This is a genomic window from Pseudoalteromonas sp. Ld20 (assembly GCF_045064175.1).
GTDB classification, from domain to species: domain Bacteria; phylum Pseudomonadota; class Gammaproteobacteria; order Enterobacterales; family Alteromonadaceae; genus Pseudoalteromonas; species Pseudoalteromonas neustonica.
On sequence record NZ_JBISHB010000034.1, the window covers coordinates 42,931 to 61,142 of the forward strand.

Sequence of the window (18,212 nt, forward strand, 5' to 3'; positions counted from 1 at the left end):
TTTATAAAAAGCTTTATTAGTTATTGGGATTATTGTTCTATAACACAAGTGTTAGACCCTATTTTACAAAATAGTTCGTTATTTTTTAACGGTTTTTACCCTAGCATAGAAATACAGGTATTTTTTGTAAATACGCTAAAAAAAGCCTATTGTTGGTAACTAATTATACTATTTTCAATTTCTCTATTGGCTTTAGTACACGGGTTGTTTAGAATCGAGGAAAATAAACAGGTCAGACCTGTCAGCGGGAGAGCATTAATGTCTGAGCAAAACATACTAAAAACAGCAAAGGGCGATCGTATTGCCATCGTCAGTGGTCTACGTACACCATTTGCTAAACAAGCAACTGCATTTCACCATGTACCAGCCCTTGATATGGGCAAGTTAGTGGTTAACGAAATGCTTGAACGCCTTAACTTTGATAAATCTGAAATTGATCAATTAGTATTTGGCCAAGTAGTGCAAATGCCAGAAGCGCCAAATATTGCCCGCGAAATCGTATTAGGTACTGGTATGCCAGTATCCGTTGATGCTTACTCAGTATCACGCGCCTGTGCAACTAGTTTTCAGGCAATTGCTAATGTAGCTGAGTCGATTATGGCAGGCTCTGTACAAGTGGGTATTGCGGGGGGCGCTGATTCGTCATCGGTATTGCCAATTGGCGTAAGCAAAAAACTAGCTGGCAGCCTTGTTGATTTAAATAAAGCGCGCACACTTGGACAACGCTTAAAAATATTCTCAAAATTGCGTTTAAAAGATTTACTTCCTGTACCACCTGCTGTTGCAGAATACTCGACGGGTTTATCTATGGGTCAGACTGCTGAGCAAATGGCAAAAACTCATAATATTAGCCGTGAAGATCAAGATGCGCTTGCGCATCGCTCACACACACTTGCTAGCCAATCATGGGCAGATGGCAAGCTTGCCGATGAAGTTATGACTGCGCATTTACCGCCGTATAAAAGTTTTATCGAGCAAGATAATAATATTCGTCATAACTCAACGGTTGAAGGGTATGCTAAATTAAAGCCTGCATTTGACCGTCAACATGGTTCTGTAACCGCTGCAAACTCAACACCACTAACAGATGGTGCGGCTGCGGTACTGATGATGAGCGAAAGCAAAGCTAAAGCATTAGGCTATAACATTTTAGGGTATGTGCGTAGTTTTGCGTTCTCTGCTATTGGCGTAAATGAAGACATGTTAATGGGGCCTGCACATTCTACGCCTATCGCATTAGCAAGAGCAGGTATTACGCTTGCAGATCTTGATTTAATTGAAATGCATGAAGCATTTGCAGCGCAAACGCTAGCAAATATGAAAATGTTCGCCTCTGATAAATTTGCACAAGAAAAACTCGGTCGCAGTAAAGCGATTGGTGAGATTAACATGGATAAGTTTAATGTTATGGGCGGCTCGCTTGCATATGGGCATCCATTTGCAGCAACTGGCGCACGACTTATCACCCAAAGTTTACACGAACTTAACCGCCGAGGCGGTGGCTTAGCACTAACAACTGCATGCGCCGCAGGTGGGTTAGGTGCAGCTTTTGTATTGGAGAGTGCGTAATGACACAGTCTGTATTTAGTTTAGATGTTGATGATAACGGTATTGCCGTAGTTACTATTGATGTGCCGGGTGAAAAAATGAACACCCTGCGCGATACCTTTGCCGATGATTTAAAAACGTTGCTTGATGACGCGAAACAGCAGTCAGTTAAAGGCATGGTATTTATCAGTGGTAAAAGCGATAACTTTATCGCCGGCGCCGATGTGAAAATGCTGGATAGCGTAGAGCGTCGCGAAGATGCATTAGCGATCAGCGAGCTATGTCACCGTGCCTTTTTTGATATGAAAAAACTGCCGTTTCCAACCGTCAGTGCTATTCATGGTGCAGCGCTTGGTGGTGGTTTGGAGTTTGCTTTAGCGTGTGATTACCGCGTGTGTACTGACAGCGATATTACCAAGCTAGGCTTACCTGAAGTGCAGCTTGGTCTATTACCTGGTGGTGGTGGTACTCAGCGCTTACCGAAATTAGTTGGTTTGCAAAAAGCCCTAGAGTGGACACTAACAGGTAAACAAATACGCGCTAAACAAGCTAAAAAGTCAGGCTTAGTGAATGATTGTGTCCCTCAAACTGTATTGCTAAAAGTGGCCAAAGAGTTTGCGTTAAAAGGCAAGGCAAAAGCGAGTAAGCCCAAGCTTGATCGTGTTAGCCAATTGCTTGAGTCAAATCCATTTGGTCGCAATATCATTTTTAAAAAAGCACAAGAAAACGTACTGAAGAAAACCGGTGGTCATTACCCTGCGCCACTGGCTATCATTAAAGCAATACGCGCCAGTGTAGAGCTTGATGAGCTAAAAGCTTATAAAACAGAGGCAGAAGGGTTTGCTACGTTAGTGATGAGTAGCGAGTCTAAAGCATTACGTGGGATCTTTTTTGCTACCACCGAAATGAAAAAAGAATGGCGTAACGATGACGCACCAGCGATCACCAAAACAGCAGTGTTAGGTGGCGGTTTAATGGGCGCAGGTATTGCCCATGTTAGTGCTGTAAAAGCGGGTGTATTAGTGCGCATTAAAGATGTAGCAGAGCAGGGCATTAGTAATGCCATGAATTACAGCTATAAAATTTTAGATAAAAAGCAAAAGCGTCGCATTTTATCTACAGCTGAACTGCAACAAACAATGAATCGCATTACTGGCACAACTAATTACAGTGGTTTTAAGCACATTGATTTAGTGATTGAAGCGGTATTTGAAGATTTAAGCCTTAAACAGGGCATGGTTGCTGATGTTGAACGTGAATGCCAAGCAAACACTATTTTTGCTAGTAACACGTCATCATTGCCTATTTCACAAATAGCGGCAGAAGCGGCCCGTCCAGAGAATGTGATTGGCTTACATTACTTCTCACCGGTTGAGAAAATGCCATTGGTTGAAATCATTCCACATGAAGGTACGTCGCAAGAGACCATCGCGCGGATTGTTAACTTTGCCCGTAAGCAAGGTAAAACGCCGATTGTGGTAAAAGATAAAGCGGGTTTTTATGTAAACCGTATTCTTGCCCCTTATGTGAATGAAGCTGCAAATTTATTACTTGCAGGCGAGCCAATTGAAAAAATTGATGCTGCGCTTGTTGAGTTTGGTTTCCCTGTTGGGCCGCTCGCTTTACTTGATGAAGTAGGGATTGATATAGGCTCTAAAATTGCCCCAATTCTTGAAAAAGAACTGGGCGATCGTTTTAAAGCGCCAGATGCATTTTCGCGTTTAATTGATGCGAAACGCTTAGGCCGTAAAACGGGTCGTGGTTTTTATCTATACGATAAAAAGAGCAAAAAAGTGGACGAATCAGTTTACGAATTACTTGGCGTGAGCCCTTCACCACGTTTAAACAAGAGTGAGATAGCTCAGCGTTGCGTTGCACAAATGCTTAACGAAGCAGCGCGCTGTTTAGATGAAGGCATTATCGCCAGTCCTCGCGATGGTGATATTGGTGCTATATTTGGCATTGGCTTCCCACCATTTTTAGGTGGTCCATTTAGTTATATGGATAAGCTTGGTGCGGATAAAGTAAGCTCAGAAATGGCGACGTTTGCTAATTTTAATCCGGTATTTGCGCCGTGTGCACCCTTGGTTGCAATGGCTGATGCTGGTGGGCGTTTTTATCAAGTAGTACCAGCTCAAACACAGCAAAATATTGTTGAAACAACCGTAGTTGATGACGCAATTAGCAAAGATGAAACTACTGACATTGAGAGCTCAGAAGCGACTGTTACTAACGCTGAAAGAGAGGACGCTGAAAATAGTGAAACTGATACTAATGTCGTAAACTCAGCGTGTGAAGGTACCGATAAAAAGTCTTAATCTTTAATTTTTATTTATAAAAACGCACTTTAGTATTAGTGCGTTTTTTTATGCCTTTTTAAAATGACAGCTCAAAAAACCACTAAAAAAGTTTGTACTATTAAGGATATAGCGAACTATTTTAGGGAACACAGACAGGAGAATAAAAAATAATAAAAAGTTCTATTTTTCACATATAATTACAAAGTAATTAATCGTGGAATATTAAATGTTTAAAATGGGCTTTCTTAAATCAAAAAAATTATTAGCCGTTGGCTTTTCGCTTACTTTAGCAACAGTCGCTTTTGTTATTTTACGGTTTGATCAGCCCTTAATTGCACAGCTTTCTTACGTGGTGTTTTTAGTAACTCTTGGCTTAGCTTTTGCTCTTTCTAATGTGCGCTATAAACAAGGTTTAGCTGCAATATCCTTTTTATTTATTTTTATGGTGGGCTTATTATTCCATCTTGATATAGAAGTAATAGAAGAAGTGTACTTATTGATCCCATTATTATATTTAATGGTTTTCCCGGGTTCCATGCTTCCTATCCCTATTGCTGTTTTACTATTAAGTGCGTATGTCTCCTCTATTAATGCGGCTGAATTTTTAGACATTATTGAAGATGGGGTCGAGATGATAGTTATCACCTCATTTGCGACAATCATGACCTATTTTCAGCGTAAAACTCACTCGCAAATGGAGTTGTTTCGTACTGAGAGCTATACGGACTACTTAACGGGGTTGGGTAATCGAAAAAAGTTTTTTGAGGTATTGCTGTTTTTTAAAGAGCAATGCCGAGAAGATGCAACGCTAAACTTTTCATTACTAATAATCGATTTAGACGGCTTTAAAAAAGTAAATGATCAGCTAGGTCACCTGACTGGTGATAGTGCATTAAAAATGGTGACAGATCGTTTTAGTCAATTGATAGATGAAGATTCGCTATTATTTCGTATAGGTGGCGATGAGTTCGCTTTTATCACAACACCAAGTAATAACTCCAAACAGGTTGCTCGTGCATTAGCCAATGCGATTCACACATTGAGTAAACCGAGCTACTTATTAAAAGCAAAAAACTACCAGTTAACGGCAAGTATCGGTATCGCAATCTTTCCTGAAGATGCGACTGAAATAGAAATTTTATGTAGCAATGCTGACATGGCCATGTACCATGCAAAAGCTGTGGGCAAGAATGATTTTTCGTTTTATCAAAGCCAGCTTACAAAGCAAACGCTACGACGCTACCGATTAGAGAACGATTTAAAGTTTGCGACGGAGCGTGGTGAACTCGCTCTTCATTATCAGCCTAAAGTGTGTATCACGACCGGTGAAGTCAAATCGGCTGAAGCCTTAATTCGTTGGTTCCACCCTCAATTGGGGTTTATTAGCCCTGTTGAATTTATTCCAATAGCAGAACAAACTGGTTTAATAAACCCGATTGGTGAGTGGATCACCGAAACAGCCTGCCAGCAAATAGCTCATTGGAAAAAACAGTTTAACATTGAAAGTGTTGCAATTAACGTGTCAGCGATACAACTACAAGACCCACTGTTTTTAGATAAGCTAACAAGCGCATTAGCACGTAATAATTGCACTACAAGCTGTTTAGAAATAGAGCAAACAGAAACTGCTTTGATGGCAAATGCGAATGACAACATTCGTGTACTGACTGCGTTGAAAAATGCTGGTTTAACCCTGTCGCTTGATGATTTTGGTACTGCTTATTCTTCACTATGTCAGCTGAGCTTGTTACCTCTGGATATTTTAAAAATAGATAAGCGCTTTATCGATGATTGTACGACCAATCGACGAGACCACATGGTGGTGCGAACTATTATTCAACTTGCGCAAAACTTAGGGATGGGCACTATCGCAGAAGGCGTTGAAACACCAGAGCAATTAGCATTACTGAAACAAGAGGGGTGTCAATTGTATCAGGGGTACTTTTTTTCAAAGCCTCTCAGTGCTGAAGATTTTACAGCGTTACTCAGGGCGTGTTGACCTTTGTAAGGCGCTATGGTTTGCTTACCATAATGGCAACCTCTGTAACGTAATTTTGAGTGGTTTGGGTGTATAAGCTAATTCGTATTTTTTTACTCTCTAATGTATAAAATAAAGTACGGCGCAAGCTATCGCCTTTTATAAGATCAGGGTTACCAAGTGTTTTTTGATAAAATGCACTTACTTCACTCACTGATTGTGCCACATAGCCTGTTTGTACTAACGGGTAGTCATCAGCAACTGTTAATGAGAGTTTAAAGTCAGCAGGTAACGGTACGCTTTCTAGGTTTGCTGCACACGTAAACGAACTCAAACTTATAGCTAATAATAATGGCGTTATAATTTTAGTCATTAGATCCCTTAAAAAATTTATCCCAGTCTTTTATCTGATTGTGTCTAAATTTTAGCTTGTTGTCACCTAACTTAAATTTTATTACGAATTAAGTCTCTTACAATAAAACGGGCAGGGTGAATTGCCTGACTTACTCGTTCACTTAAAGGGTGTGGTTCATCGTTAAGTACAGCCACTAATTGCTCCGCACACAGTGGCGCGCTGCATAAACCTCTAGCACCAAAGCCAGTAAGTATATGTAAGCCTTGTAGCGGCTTTTGTAATGGCTGGTATTGATAGCGCTTTCCTGAGCGTAAGTTGGCAAACGCATGTATATAATCACTTTGCTGTGCCCATTCCCCAGCCATTGGAAGGTGATCAATAAAACTACAGCGTACAGCGGCTTTGGCGGCCGTGATAGCACCTAAGCTACTAGCAAACTCTGTTTGTCCATAAAAGTTAAGTAACTGCTCGCGATTGGTGGTGTTGTCTTGCTCTGTAACGGCACGGCTTTTGGTGTTTTTTTCAAAGGTTGCGCCCATACAATGGTGGTCTAAATACGCAGGGGTAAAATAACCCTTATGACAGAGTACAGTTTTGAGTTTTGTTGAGGCTGCACTTGCTTGTACGTGCGAGACTTGACCTCGCACACCAACAATAGGCAGTGACTTAGTTTGTTCAAATCGGTCACTGTGCTCACCGGCACAAATAATAACGTCACTAAATGGGCCAAATTGTTGCCCTTGGCTCTGTAATAGCCAACCTTGTGGTGTTTTTTCAAGCTTGTCGATATCACAATTAAAATGGCTTTGGATCGGAGTTAGTGCATGAGCTTGTTGGTAAAGGGCATTGACTAACTGGGGGGGATTAACCCAGCCTCCTAATTCAAAGTACACGCCAGAGTAGCCAGTGCTGACACCTGCAATTTTATCGCCTTGAGCTGGGGTTACACTGTGCATTAATTCATTTGGCCATAGCTGCTTATTTTCAATATTTTGATGACGCTCAGCTAATGGCTGTTTTATCGCATGTTGTAATACGCCACACCATTGATGGTCATAATTAAAGCCATTGTCTATGAGCTGTTGATAGAGTCGTTTAGCGTATAAAAAACTGTGTGCAAAAAGCTCACTGTGTGGGGAGTTCTTTGCTTGTAAATGCGGGTAAATCGCACCTTGTACGTTATGAGAGGCGCCCATTGCAAGTTGCGGATCTTGGCAAAATAGTTGGCTGTTACAGCCGCGTTTAGCCAAGCTATATAAAACAGCACTGCTGGCAATGCCTCCGCCAATAACAGCTACATTTTTAAGCGAGCTTTGCTGGTGAGTAAAGTAAGCTGGAGCAGAGTGTGCTTTATTAGCATGAGGCAAATGGCCAATCAGCATTTCATTTTTACTGCCATGCCCTTTCGCCTTTTGTACTGAAAACCCAGCGTCTGAAAGGCCTCTGCGTACAACGCCGGCAACTGTAAATGTTGCTAATGTGGCATTAGTGCGAGAAATATCTGCCATTGCATTAAATAAGGCTGGTTGCCACATCTCGGGGTTTTTACTTGGTGCAAAACCATCTAGGTACCAGGCATCTATAATACCTGTTTGCGGGTAACTTATGCCAGCAAGTGAATCTAGAACATCGCCAAAGTATAAATCGAGTACAACTTGACCATTTTCAAATTCAAGACGGTGACAGCCGGCTAAATTTATAGGGTATTTTGCGAGTAACTGTTTACTCTGTAACGCTAAAGTCGGCCATACTTGCAGCGCTTTTTTTAGATCGTCAGCTTTAATAGGGTACTTTTCAAAAGAAATAAAATGTAAGCGCTGAACATTTTGTTGTACTGAGTTGTGAACTTCTAGATTATGATGTTGCCTACTGGTTAGATAATTTTTAAATTGCAGCCATGTATTTAAAAAGTTAAGCCCAGTGCCAAAACCTGTTTCACCAATAACAAAATGAGGTCGGTCATGATTTTGTAATCGATGAGGCATATTATTTTGCTGATAGAAAACATAATCAGACTCTGCTTGGCCATCATCGTTTGAAAAATAGACATCATTAAAGTTGTCTGCAATAGGTGTACCTAAGTGATTAAAGTGAATTTCAGCGTTTTTGATCATGGTATGCAATTAATGAGTACTTTTTTTCATTATTTTACGTGTTTTCTTTGAAATAGTCTGGCGTTATTTATAAGCTAGAGGTTCAGAGTACAGGTGTACGCTAGAAAGCTGACCACTTCGTTGTACATTTCAGCGTAAAATAGAACACAATTTAGTATTAAGCTAAGGTAATTACCCATGAGAAGAGCCGTTATTACGGGCATCGGTGTTGTATCAAGCATCGGTAACAACAAAGAAGAAGTATTAGAATCGTTAAAAACAGGTAAAAGCGGCATCGCTTTTAACCCAGAATTTGCTGAATATAAATTACGTAGTAATGTATCAGGCAAAATTGATATTGACGTTAAAGAGTTTGTTGACCGTAAAGCTATGCGCTTTATGGGTGATGCTGCTGCTTATTCGTATATTTCGATGGCACAAGCAATAGATGATTCAGGTTTATCTGATGATCAAGTATCAAATGAACGCACTGGTATTATTGTGGGTTCTGGTGGTGGTTCATCTAAATGGCAAGTAGAAGCGGCCGATATTTTACGTGAAAAAGGCGTAAAACGTGTAGGCCCTTACATGGTACCACGTACTATGGCAAGTACCACGTCAGCATGTTTAGCAACACCGTTTAAAATCAAAGGTGTTAACTACTCAATCAGCTCAGCATGTGCAACCTCTGCACACTGTATTGGTAATGCCGTAGAGCAAATCCAATTAGGCAAGCAAGATGTTGTTTTTGCTGGTGGCGGTGAAGAGTTACATTGGACGCTAGCAATGGAATTTGACGCAATGGGCGCACTTTCTACTAAATATAACGAAACGCCTGAAAAAGCGTCACGCACATATGATGCAAACCGCGATGGTTTTGTTATATCTGGCGGTGGCGGTATTGTTGTTGTTGAAGAGTTAGAACATGCACTTGCTCGTGGCGCACATATTTATGCTGAGATTGTTGGTTACGGTGCAACATCTGATGGCTATGACATGGTTGCTCCATCAGGTGAAGGTGCGGCACGTTGTATGCGTCAAGCAATGCAAAATGTAGATAGCATTGATTACCTAAACACTCATGGTACATCGACACCTGTAGGTGATGTGAAAGAATTAGGTGCAATTCAAGAAGTATTCGGTGGTAATTCACCAATGATCAGTGCAACTAAAGCAATGACCGGGCATGCACTGGGCGCTGCTGGTGTGCATGAAGCTATTTTCTCTCTACTGATGTTAGAGCACAGTTTTGTTGCACCTTCAATCAATATTGATGAACTTGATGAACAAGCTGCTGGCTTAAACATTATCACTGAGCGTAAAGACGTTGAGCTAAATACTGTTATGTCTAACAGCTTTGGTTTTGGTGGCACTAACGCCACGCTAGTGATGAGTAAATATAAAGGCTAATTAGTCAAAAGTTAGTTAGTTTAGAAGCCGAGCAACTTGCTCGGCTTTTTCGTTTTCAAAGCCGGCTATGTTCGTTACAATGGCGGCTCTTCGTGCCAACAGGATTTGTTAATGAAAATACTTGCTGATCAAAATATGCCACTTGTTGAGCAATACTTTGCTGATTTTGGTGAAGTAACGCGTTTCGATGGGCGTACTTTACAAAGTGAACAGTTAATCGATGTTGATGTATTACTTACGCGTTCAGTTACGCAGGTTAATAGCGCATTGCTTCACAGTGCAAATAAATTGAAGTTTGTAGGTACTGCAACCATTGGTATCGATCATATAGACACCGCACTTTTAAAAGATCGTAATATCGCATTTACAAGTGCGCCTGGGTGTAATGCAATAGCAGTTGCTGAATATGTAATTAGTAGTATTTTTGCTTTGAGCCAAGAAAATGCAAGTAGTATTGAAGGCAAGACAATTGGTATTGTTGGGGTTGGAAGCATAGGTAGTTGTTTGCGTGAAAAGTTAAAAGCGCTAAATGTCACCGTATTAGTGTGCGATCCACCTAAATATGAAGCCGGGCAGCTTGATGAACATCAAGATCTAGAGTTGCTACTAACTCAATCTGACATCGTAACATTTCATGTTCCTTTGATAAAAACAGGCAAACACAGCACGTTGCATTTGCTGAATAAAGCACGTTTGTTAGCGCTCAAAGCCGGTACTATTATCATCAATGCTAGCAGAGGCGACGTTATTGATAATCAAGCCTTGCTTGAGGTAATGCAAGATGGTGCACAACTTGATTTAGTTATTGACGTATGGGAAAACGAACCCACAATATTAACTGAGCTTCTTGAATATACACGATTGGCAAGTGTGCATATTGCAGGGCACACACTTGAAGGTAAAGCACGTGGTACACAAATGCTGTATCAAAAGCTATGTGAACTTGAAAAGGTCGAAGCGAAGAAATCCTTAGCTGATTTTTTACCTGTACCAAGTATTACGGATATTAACCTGCAGGAAACATTTGATATACCTGATCTTGGTCAACTTATTCATCTTATCTATGATGTGCGCCGAGATGACGGTATTTTACGACGAGATTTGGTAAATCAAGGTTTTGATAGCCTTAGAAAAAACTATCCAATTAGGCGTGAATTCAGCACGCTAAATATCACAGGCGCAAATCAGCATGCAGATGTACTAGCGGCGCTCGGGTTTAACTTAATATAATTTAGACAATGGCCATAAGGGCGGTTGTTAATAGAGGAATACACATGTCACAAAAATATAATGTTGCCGTACTTGGTGCTACAGGTCTTGTTGGCCGCCAAATTATTGAAACGTTAGAAGATCGTAAGTTTCCTGTTGATCAATTATTTTTATTGGCAAGCAGCCGCAGTGCCGGTGAAGATATTAAGTTTCGTGGTGAAACTATCGAAGTGCAAGATGTTGAAGGTTTTGACTTTAGTCAAGCGCATATTGGCTTGTTTTCAGCAGGTGGCAGTGTGTCAGAAAAATATGCACCGATTGCAGCTGATGCGGGCTGTATAGTTATTGATAACACATCACATTTTAGAAATGACTTTGAAGTACCATTGATTGTGCCTGAAGTTAATGCTGCAAGTTTGGCTGATTTCAGAAACCGCAATATTATTGCCAATCCTAACTGCTCAACGATTCAAATGATGGTGGCATTAAAGCCGATATACGATGCGTACGGTATTGACCGTATTAATGTATCGACCTATCAAGCAGTATCGGGTGCTGGCAAAGAAGCCGTTGATGAGCTTGCAAAACAAACTGCAAATCTAATGAATGCGCGCCCAGTTGATAGCCAAGTATTTCCAAAGCAGATGGCATTCAATGTAATCCCACAAATTGATGTGTTTGAAGATAACGGCTATACGCGCGAAGAAATGAAAATGGTTAATGAAACCCATAAAATATTGGGTGACACTACTATTGCAGTAAACCCAACATGTGTGCGAGTACCTGTGTTTTTTGGTCATTCTGAAGCGATAAACATTGAAACACGCATGCCATATGATTTTGAACATGTTAAGCAGTTACTCAAAGATGCCCCGGGCCTTGAACTTATTGAAGATGAAGGTGATTATCCAACGCCAGTATCAGATGCAAGCGGTAATGATACTGTTTATGTAGGGCGTTTACGTCAAGATATTTCGCACCCGCATGGATTAAATATGTGGGTTGTTAGCGATAATACCCGAAAAGGCGCAGCTACTAATAGTGTACAAATAGCTGAAGAGCTTATTGCAAATTATCTTTAAGAATAAGTAGAAATAGCGGCAAATTGCCGCTTTTTTATTTTTAAACTGCCAAATAATTGCCGCATGATGGCTAAAAGCGTATAAACTTAACAATAACTATAAAAACTCTTCCGGCTGATAAAATTTAAGCTATTAAGTATCAAAGTGTTGCGATAGATATAAAGACGCAACTGGTTTATAGTTTGCAACTGGAATAGAGCTTGCAAGAAAATTGAATTAACTATTTTATTTATGTCAGTTATTTCTGCAAGAAATAATCAATGTTTAAGCGCCTGTTTTTTAGGTGCTGCGTTAACATTTAAACATTAAAGGATCAGCATGCGCGGTTTAGCTACACTCCTCTTATTAGCGTCTGCATTGGTGGCAACACCAATATACTCCCAAGACGGCACCCAACTAAAAGGGCCTAAAGGCGTTGATTACGGCGTTCAAGGGCGTTCAATTGGACCAATAAAGCCAACCGATACGTTATGGCGTATTGCAGCGAAAGTGCGACCAGATAACTCAGTAAGTATTTATCAGGTGATGCAGGCATTGTATGAGAAAAACCCCAATTCATTTTTAGATCAAAATCTAAATCATATGCGTGATGGCGCGTACCTCAAAATACCTACACTACGCGAAATTCGTAACATTAGTCCTCAATTAGCAAAACAACGATCTGAGCAAGATGATGACTTATGGGATAAAAAGAAAAACGGAACATTAACCCAAAGTGATATCGAAAGCTCCAAAACAAAAGTAACACAAGCGCGAAAAGTTGATGTTGATGAAGCAAAAAAAGAATTAAAACAAGAAATCAACACGATAAAAACCGAGCAAGGTACGCAACTTGTTGAGTTGCAAAAGCAATTTAAATCATCAGTTGAAAATGTTGAAGAGATCTTAGTTGAAAATAATAATTTAAAAAAGCAGCTAACCGGTATTTCTAAAGAGCTCGAAAAAGTGCGAAATCAGCTAGGACAAGATAGTGAAATTCAGCAGCAACTAAAAGAGTTAATTGCAAAGCAAAATGAGTTTATAGAGCAGCAAAAGGTAAAAAAGCAACAAGAGGAGAGTGAGTTTGATTTTGCCGCGTTATTGGCAAATCCGTTTGTTCTTATTTTACTAATGACGATACCGGCTTTATTAATTGTTTTTGCAGTGGTGATGTTTTTACGTAAACGTAATAAAGAAGATGAAGTAATTGACGACGATGAGTTTTTACCACAAAGCCCTAGTTATGTTCCAGACGAAGATATTGATTTAGGCCCCTCAATAGATCCTATCATTCCTGATCCAGTACAAGATGATTTAAGTGTCCAACTCGATGATAACTTAGACAGCGATATGCTGCCTGATGATGACATTATTTTTGATGACAGTATTGATGATGAAAGTATTGATGACGATTTTGAAGATGGCGACAGTCTATTAAATCAAGACGAACTCGATGGTCTATTAAGTGATGACATTGTATTTGATGATGAAGTCAAAGAAGATGATGAGTTAGATATCTTCATGCAGCAAGATTTTGACCAACAAGACGATGATAGTTTAGGCGATGATATCGACTTGGATCTTGATGCCGAAAAAGGTGACGGGGATATTTTAAGTGCAGAAGACCTAGATGACTTATTTGCAGAAGATGCCGTTGACAGCTCTTCTGCGCCTGCAAACGGGGAAATTGATGATTCCCTCGATGAGTTAGAATCAGATGATGCCCTTGCTGCGCTCAGTGAAGAACTTGCTAGTGAAGATGATGACTTTGATATAGATGAACTCATCGATGCACAAAGTTCTGTTAACGAAGAGCCAGAACTTGATGTACTTAATAATAACGATGAGGATTTTGACTTAGACGACATTGACAGCTTAATCGATGATGCTGCCGCGGAGCCTGAAAAACCAGCCGAGTTAGTTGATGAAGACGACACTGATTTTGATTTGGACGACATTGATAGCCTTATTGATGATGCTGCCGCAGAGCCTGAAAAACCAACAGAGTTAGTCGATGAAGACGACACTGATTTTGACTTGGACGACATTGACAGCTTAATCGATGACGCTGCCGCAGAGCCTGAAAAACCAGCCGAGTTAGTCGATGAAGACGACACTGATTTTGACTTGGACGACATTGACAGCTTAATTGATGACGCTGCCGCAGAGCCTGAAAAACCAGCCGAGTTAGTCGATGAAGACGACACTGATTTTGACTTGGACGACATTGATAGCCTTATTGATGATGCTGCCGCAGAGCCTGAAAAACCAACAGAGTTAGTCGATGAAGACGACACTGATTTTGATTTAGACGACATTGACAGCTTAATTGATGACGCAGCCGCAGAGCCTGAAAAACCAACAGAATTAGTCGATGAAGACGACACTGATTTTGATTTAGACGACATTGACAGCTTAATTGATGACGCCGCCGCAGAGCCTGAAAAACCAGCAGAGTTAGTCGATGAAGACGACACTGATTTTGATTTAGATGACATTGATAGCCTTATTGATGACGTGGAGCCTGAAAAACCAACAGAGCTGGTCGAAGACGACACTGATTTTGACTTAGACGACATTGATAGTTTAATCGATGATGTTGATCACAATACTGATTTAGATGAAGCCCTTTCTGATTCAATGAATGAATTATCAGGTGTTGAAGATGAGCTTAATCTAGATGAAGTAGAATCACTAGTATCGAGCTTAGCCGATGAGCCTGAAGTTGAACCAGAGCCTGAAGCTGAACCAGAGCTAGAGGCTGAACCAGAGCCAGAAGTTGAACCAGAGCCAGAAGTTGAACCAGAGCCCGAAGTTGAACCAGAGCCAGAAGTTGAACCAGAGCCCGAAGTTGAACCAGAGCCCGAAGTTGAACCAGAGCCAGAAGAAGAACCAGAGCCTGAAGTTGAACCAGAGCCTGAAGTTGAACCAGAGCTTGAAGTTGAACCAGAGCTTGAAGTTGAACCAGAGCTTGAAGTTGAACCAGAGCTTGAAGTTGAACCAGAGCTTGAAGTTGAACCAGAGCCTGAAGTTGAACCAGAGCTTGAGGTTGAACCAGAGAGATTTGCTTGGTGACAATAGCGTTTTGGACCCACCTGATCCCATGCCGAACTCAGTAGTGAAACGAAACAGCGCCGATGATAGTGTAGCATTTGTTATGTGAAAGTAGGTCATCGCCAGGCTCCAAATAAAGAAAGCCCGACTCACAGAGTCGGGCTTTTTTACGTCTGCAGGAAAGTAAAAAAGCGAGCAAGGTGCAAGGTGGTCAATGTCGCTCAGGCGTTCATCTGAAAGCAATACACCCCCATATATCGGTTGTCGCGATAAATCACGACCTACTGTTTTGCAATCAGCGTGCGGGTCTTTTATTGTAGGTCATGCTTTAGCCTGAAGGCAAGTAGCATATTCCCCAGAGCTATACATATCCACGATTCATGATAGATCACGAGCTACAGTTTGTGAGAAGTGAATTTAAAGATCGATGTTTCTATCAGTGTAGAAAATTGTCCAATTAAGCATGATGATATCTGATAAAATTATGGGAATGATAGTTCGTGATTTTTGGGATTTCTATGAGGCCTTTCACTAGTCGCATTTATTTGTTACGCCATGGTGAAATTGTTGAGCAAGATGTATTAGCTGGAGGGACTGATCTTTTATTAAGTGATGTTGGTTTTTCACAGTTGAGTCAAGCATGCAAATACTTAACTGATGTTGAATTGGTGCAAAGTTCAACATTAAAACGTTGTAGTGAATTTGCCACACAATTTTCTCACAACCATCAAATTCCTCTTTTACTTACTGATGATATCCGGGAGTTTAATTTTGGAGATTGGGATGGCCGTAAGTATGATGAATTGTGGGAGCTGACGCATTCTCCTAGTATTGGTGATTTTTGGCAAAGCCCTTGGTTAGTCACACCGCCTTGTGGTGAAAATATGGCTGACTTTTATCAGCGAGTATTTCTTTGGTGGCAAAGGTTATTGATGAATATTGTAAATAATCATACGCATAAGCAATTAGTAATTACGCATGCGGGGGTGATTAAGCAATTATTAGGCATTATATGTGAGCTACCAAAAGAATCTAATCAGCAGAATATGTTTGCTGTAGGCTACGGTAAATTTGTTTGTGTTGAGATTTATATTGATAATATGGGTAAAGCGTGGCCAAAAATTGTGTTTTAGAATGCTATTTAGTAGTTTTTAATTGCCTAGATAGATATTAATTGAAATATTTACTCACCTGCCCATAATAGAGTCTTATGTATTTTGGAATGAGGTGAGAGTCCTCAACTGTACCCGCAACTGTAAGTCACGTCAGTGATAAGTCAGATACAAAATACGTTAATTTGAACTAAATGAGCGGGTTAACTCTTCTATTATCATCCTATTGGTAAGTAGTGTATTGGGTTTACTATCGCCAGAGAGAAAAATACATTGCAATCACCTGTAGTAACTCAGCCACCATTACTTAAAGTCACAGAATTATGCTGGTCAGTGGGTAATACCACTATTTTGCAAAATATAGCTTTTGCTATCAAACCAGGTCAATTTGTTGGTTTACTGGGTCCTAATGGTGCGGGTAAATCGAGCCTGCTGCGTTGTTTATATCGTTATAGCAGACCAGGCAGTGGCGAGGTTACCTTTGCCGGACAGAACATCTGGCAATTAGGTGCAGATGAATATGCAAAGCAAGTTTCAGTGGTACTGCAAGAAACACCTTCGCAATTTAACTTATCCCTTTATGATGTTGTAAGTCTTGGGCTTACACCCCACAAAAGCTTATTTAGTTCTACAACCAAAGCGGATAAGCAAATAATATTACAGGCGATCGAACAAGTTGGCTTGAGTCATCATTGTAAACAATCGTTTGACTCTCTTTCTGGTGGCGAAAAACAACGAGCATTGATCGCTCGTTCTATTGTGCAGGGACCCAAACTACTCATTATGGATGAGCCTACTAGTCATTTAGATATTAAATATCAAATTCAACTAATGGAATTGGCAAAGTCTCTTAATGTGACCGTTTTAGCGTCGTTTCATGATCTTAATTTAGCTGCCAGCATGTGTGATGAGTTGCTGGTGATTAAACAAGGTAAATTAGTTGCAACAGGTACTCCAGAGCAAGTGATCACGGAAAAAATGCTGAGTGACGTATTTGGTGTCTGTGCTGAAGTATCAGCACATCCACAGAGTGAACAATTAAAAAAAGTAATTCCGCGAATCACCTACTTTTATGGCTATCAAGGGGGTAGTGCTAATGCAAAAAAATAATTATGCTGCTGTGATCGTTACTTTATTTTTTGGTTTTACGAGCATTTTTATTGCACTTAGCTTTGGTGCTGCGCCAAGTAAGTTCATTGATGTGTACCATAGCCTTATAGGGCAAGGGCATGACCCCTTTATTGAAAGAATTATCTGGCAACTACGGATACCACGTACCTTATTGGCTTTTTTAGCAGGGTCTGGCTTAGCGATTGCTGGGTTAATTTTGCAGACGGTTACACGTAACCCATTGGCTGATCCATATTTATTTGGTATTTCATCAGGGGCATCGTTTGGTGTGGTGTGTTTTATGACAATTACTGGTATCAGCGCTGGTATTTCCATGTCTGCAGCTGCGTTTGTTGGCAGTTTATTTACGATGTTATTACTGGTGTTTATTGCTGGGCGGGCTAGTCGTGGACAGGTTGAAACCATGTTGTTAGCAGGCGTTGCCTTATCGTTTTTATTCAGCGCATTTACCAGTTTACTACTTTATTTTAGTGATCCTCAGGCGATAACCGCTATTTTATTTTGGACGCTAGGTAGTTTTGCTCGTGCTCAGTGGGCCACGCTCTGGTTACCTGCTTTAGTTATTTTAAGCTGTACAGCGATAATGATGGGTTTTCGTCGTCAGCTCAATGCTATGTTATTGGGTGATGAAAGTGCCGTGACATTAGGTATACCGGTACAACGGTTTCGCTTATTAATGTTAATACTGAGCTCATTGATCACTGCTGTGCTTGTTGCCATGTGTGGTGGAATTGGTTTTGTCGGTTTGATGATCCCGCATATTGTGCGTTTTTTTGTTTCCCAAGGTACGCCCAGTGGCTTAATGATGACAGCTTTAGCTGGCGGCATATTCATGGTTTGGGTTGATGTGTTGTCGCGCATTTTACTTACGAATCAAGAGTTACCTATTGGGGTGATCACGTCTGCGATCGGCAGTATTTTCTTTTTATCATTACTTTATTTTCGCAAGCGAGAAAGCTAA

General features: G+C 40.6%; 12 protein-coding genes, 1 rRNA gene and 1 riboswitch. Of the genes, 11 read left to right on the forward strand and 2 right to left on the reverse strand.

Annotated elements, in window-relative coordinates; all coding sequences use genetic code 11:
* Positions 1-258 precede the first annotated feature (258 nt).
* From fadI to ACJJVX_RS10025, 3 genes are all read left to right on the forward strand, one after another.
* Positions 259-1,569 carry an acetyl-CoA C-acyltransferase FadI gene (gene fadI / locus ACJJVX_RS10015; RefSeq protein ID WP_054203203.1) on the forward strand — a complete coding sequence of 437 codons (1,311 nt, stop codon included), beginning with the start codon at positions 259-261 and terminating at the stop codon, positions 1,567-1,569.
* A complete protein-coding gene (gene fadJ / locus ACJJVX_RS10020) occupies positions 1,569-3,866 on the forward strand; it encodes a fatty acid oxidation complex subunit alpha FadJ (protein ID WP_405631283.1) in 2,298 nt (765 codons plus the stop codon). Before fadI ends, fadJ begins: the two co-directional genes overlap by 1 nt.
* A gap of 208 nt (positions 3,867-4,074) precedes the next feature.
* Positions 4,075-5,847 (forward strand): putative bifunctional diguanylate cyclase/phosphodiesterase, encoded by a 1,773-nt coding sequence (locus ACJJVX_RS10025; RefSeq protein WP_405631285.1) that lies wholly within the window; start codon positions 4,075-4,077, stop codon positions 5,845-5,847.
* Between the two features lie 13 nt (positions 5,848-5,860).
* Here the strand turns inward: ACJJVX_RS10025 and ACJJVX_RS10030 are convergent, their stop codons facing one another.
* Positions 5,861-6,199 carry a hypothetical protein gene (locus tag ACJJVX_RS10030; RefSeq protein WP_054203200.1) on the reverse strand — a complete coding sequence of 113 codons (339 nt, stop codon included), beginning with the start codon at positions 6,197-6,199 and terminating at the stop codon, positions 5,861-5,863.
* Between the two features lie 71 nt (positions 6,200-6,270).
* On the reverse strand, positions 6,271-8,295 hold the full coding sequence (gene mnmC / locus ACJJVX_RS10035; RefSeq protein ID WP_054203199.1) for a bifunctional tRNA (5-methylaminomethyl-2-thiouridine)(34)-methyltransferase MnmD/FAD-dependent 5-carboxymethylaminomethyl-2-thiouridine(34) oxidoreductase MnmC: 2,025 nt from the start codon (positions 8,293-8,295) through the stop codon (positions 6,271-6,273).
* Positions 8,296-8,472: 177 nt separating this feature from the next.
* Between mnmC and fabB the strand changes: the two genes are divergently transcribed.
* The 8 genes from fabB (at position 8,473) to ACJJVX_RS10075 (ending at position 18,212) form a co-directional block, all read left to right on the forward strand.
* Positions 8,473-9,684 carry a beta-ketoacyl-ACP synthase I gene (fabB, locus tag ACJJVX_RS10040; protein WP_405631289.1) on the forward strand — a complete coding sequence of 404 codons (1,212 nt, stop codon included), beginning with the start codon at positions 8,473-8,475 and terminating at the stop codon, positions 9,682-9,684.
* Between the two features lie 111 nt (positions 9,685-9,795).
* Positions 9,796-10,914 (forward strand): 4-phosphoerythronate dehydrogenase, encoded by a 1,119-nt coding sequence (locus ACJJVX_RS10045; protein ID WP_405631292.1) that lies wholly within the window; start codon positions 9,796-9,798, stop codon positions 10,912-10,914.
* 44 nt (positions 10,915-10,958) lie between these two features.
* Complete coding sequence (locus ACJJVX_RS10050; protein WP_054203196.1) at positions 10,959-11,975, forward strand: aspartate-semialdehyde dehydrogenase; 1,017 nt, start codon at positions 10,959-10,961, stop codon at positions 11,973-11,975.
* A gap of 318 nt (positions 11,976-12,293) precedes the next feature.
* Entirely contained in the window at positions 12,294-15,029 is a 2,736-nt protein-coding gene (locus ACJJVX_RS10055) for a FimV/HubP family polar landmark protein (RefSeq protein ID WP_405631295.1), read from the forward strand.
* Positions 15,022-15,136: ribosomal RNA gene (gene rrf, locus ACJJVX_RS10060) — 5S ribosomal RNA — on the forward strand. Before ACJJVX_RS10055 ends, rrf begins: the two co-directional genes overlap by 8 nt.
* Before the next feature lie 390 nt (positions 15,137-15,526).
* The gene (locus ACJJVX_RS10065) at positions 15,527-16,141 is read left to right on the forward strand and encodes a histidine phosphatase family protein (protein ID WP_405631297.1); all 615 of its coding nucleotides are present in this window, start codon (positions 15,527-15,529) and stop codon (positions 16,139-16,141) included.
* A 30-nt stretch (positions 16,142-16,171) separates the two neighbouring features.
* Positions 16,172-16,315, forward strand: a riboswitch (cobalamin riboswitch).
* Positions 16,316-16,393: 78 nt separating this feature from the next.
* Complete coding sequence (locus ACJJVX_RS10070; RefSeq protein WP_405631298.1) at positions 16,394-17,230, forward strand: ABC transporter ATP-binding protein; 837 nt, start codon at positions 16,394-16,396, stop codon at positions 17,228-17,230.
* Entirely contained in the window at positions 17,217-18,212 is a 996-nt protein-coding gene (locus ACJJVX_RS10075) for an iron ABC transporter permease (RefSeq protein WP_169328475.1), read from the forward strand. Before ACJJVX_RS10070 ends, ACJJVX_RS10075 begins: the two co-directional genes overlap by 14 nt.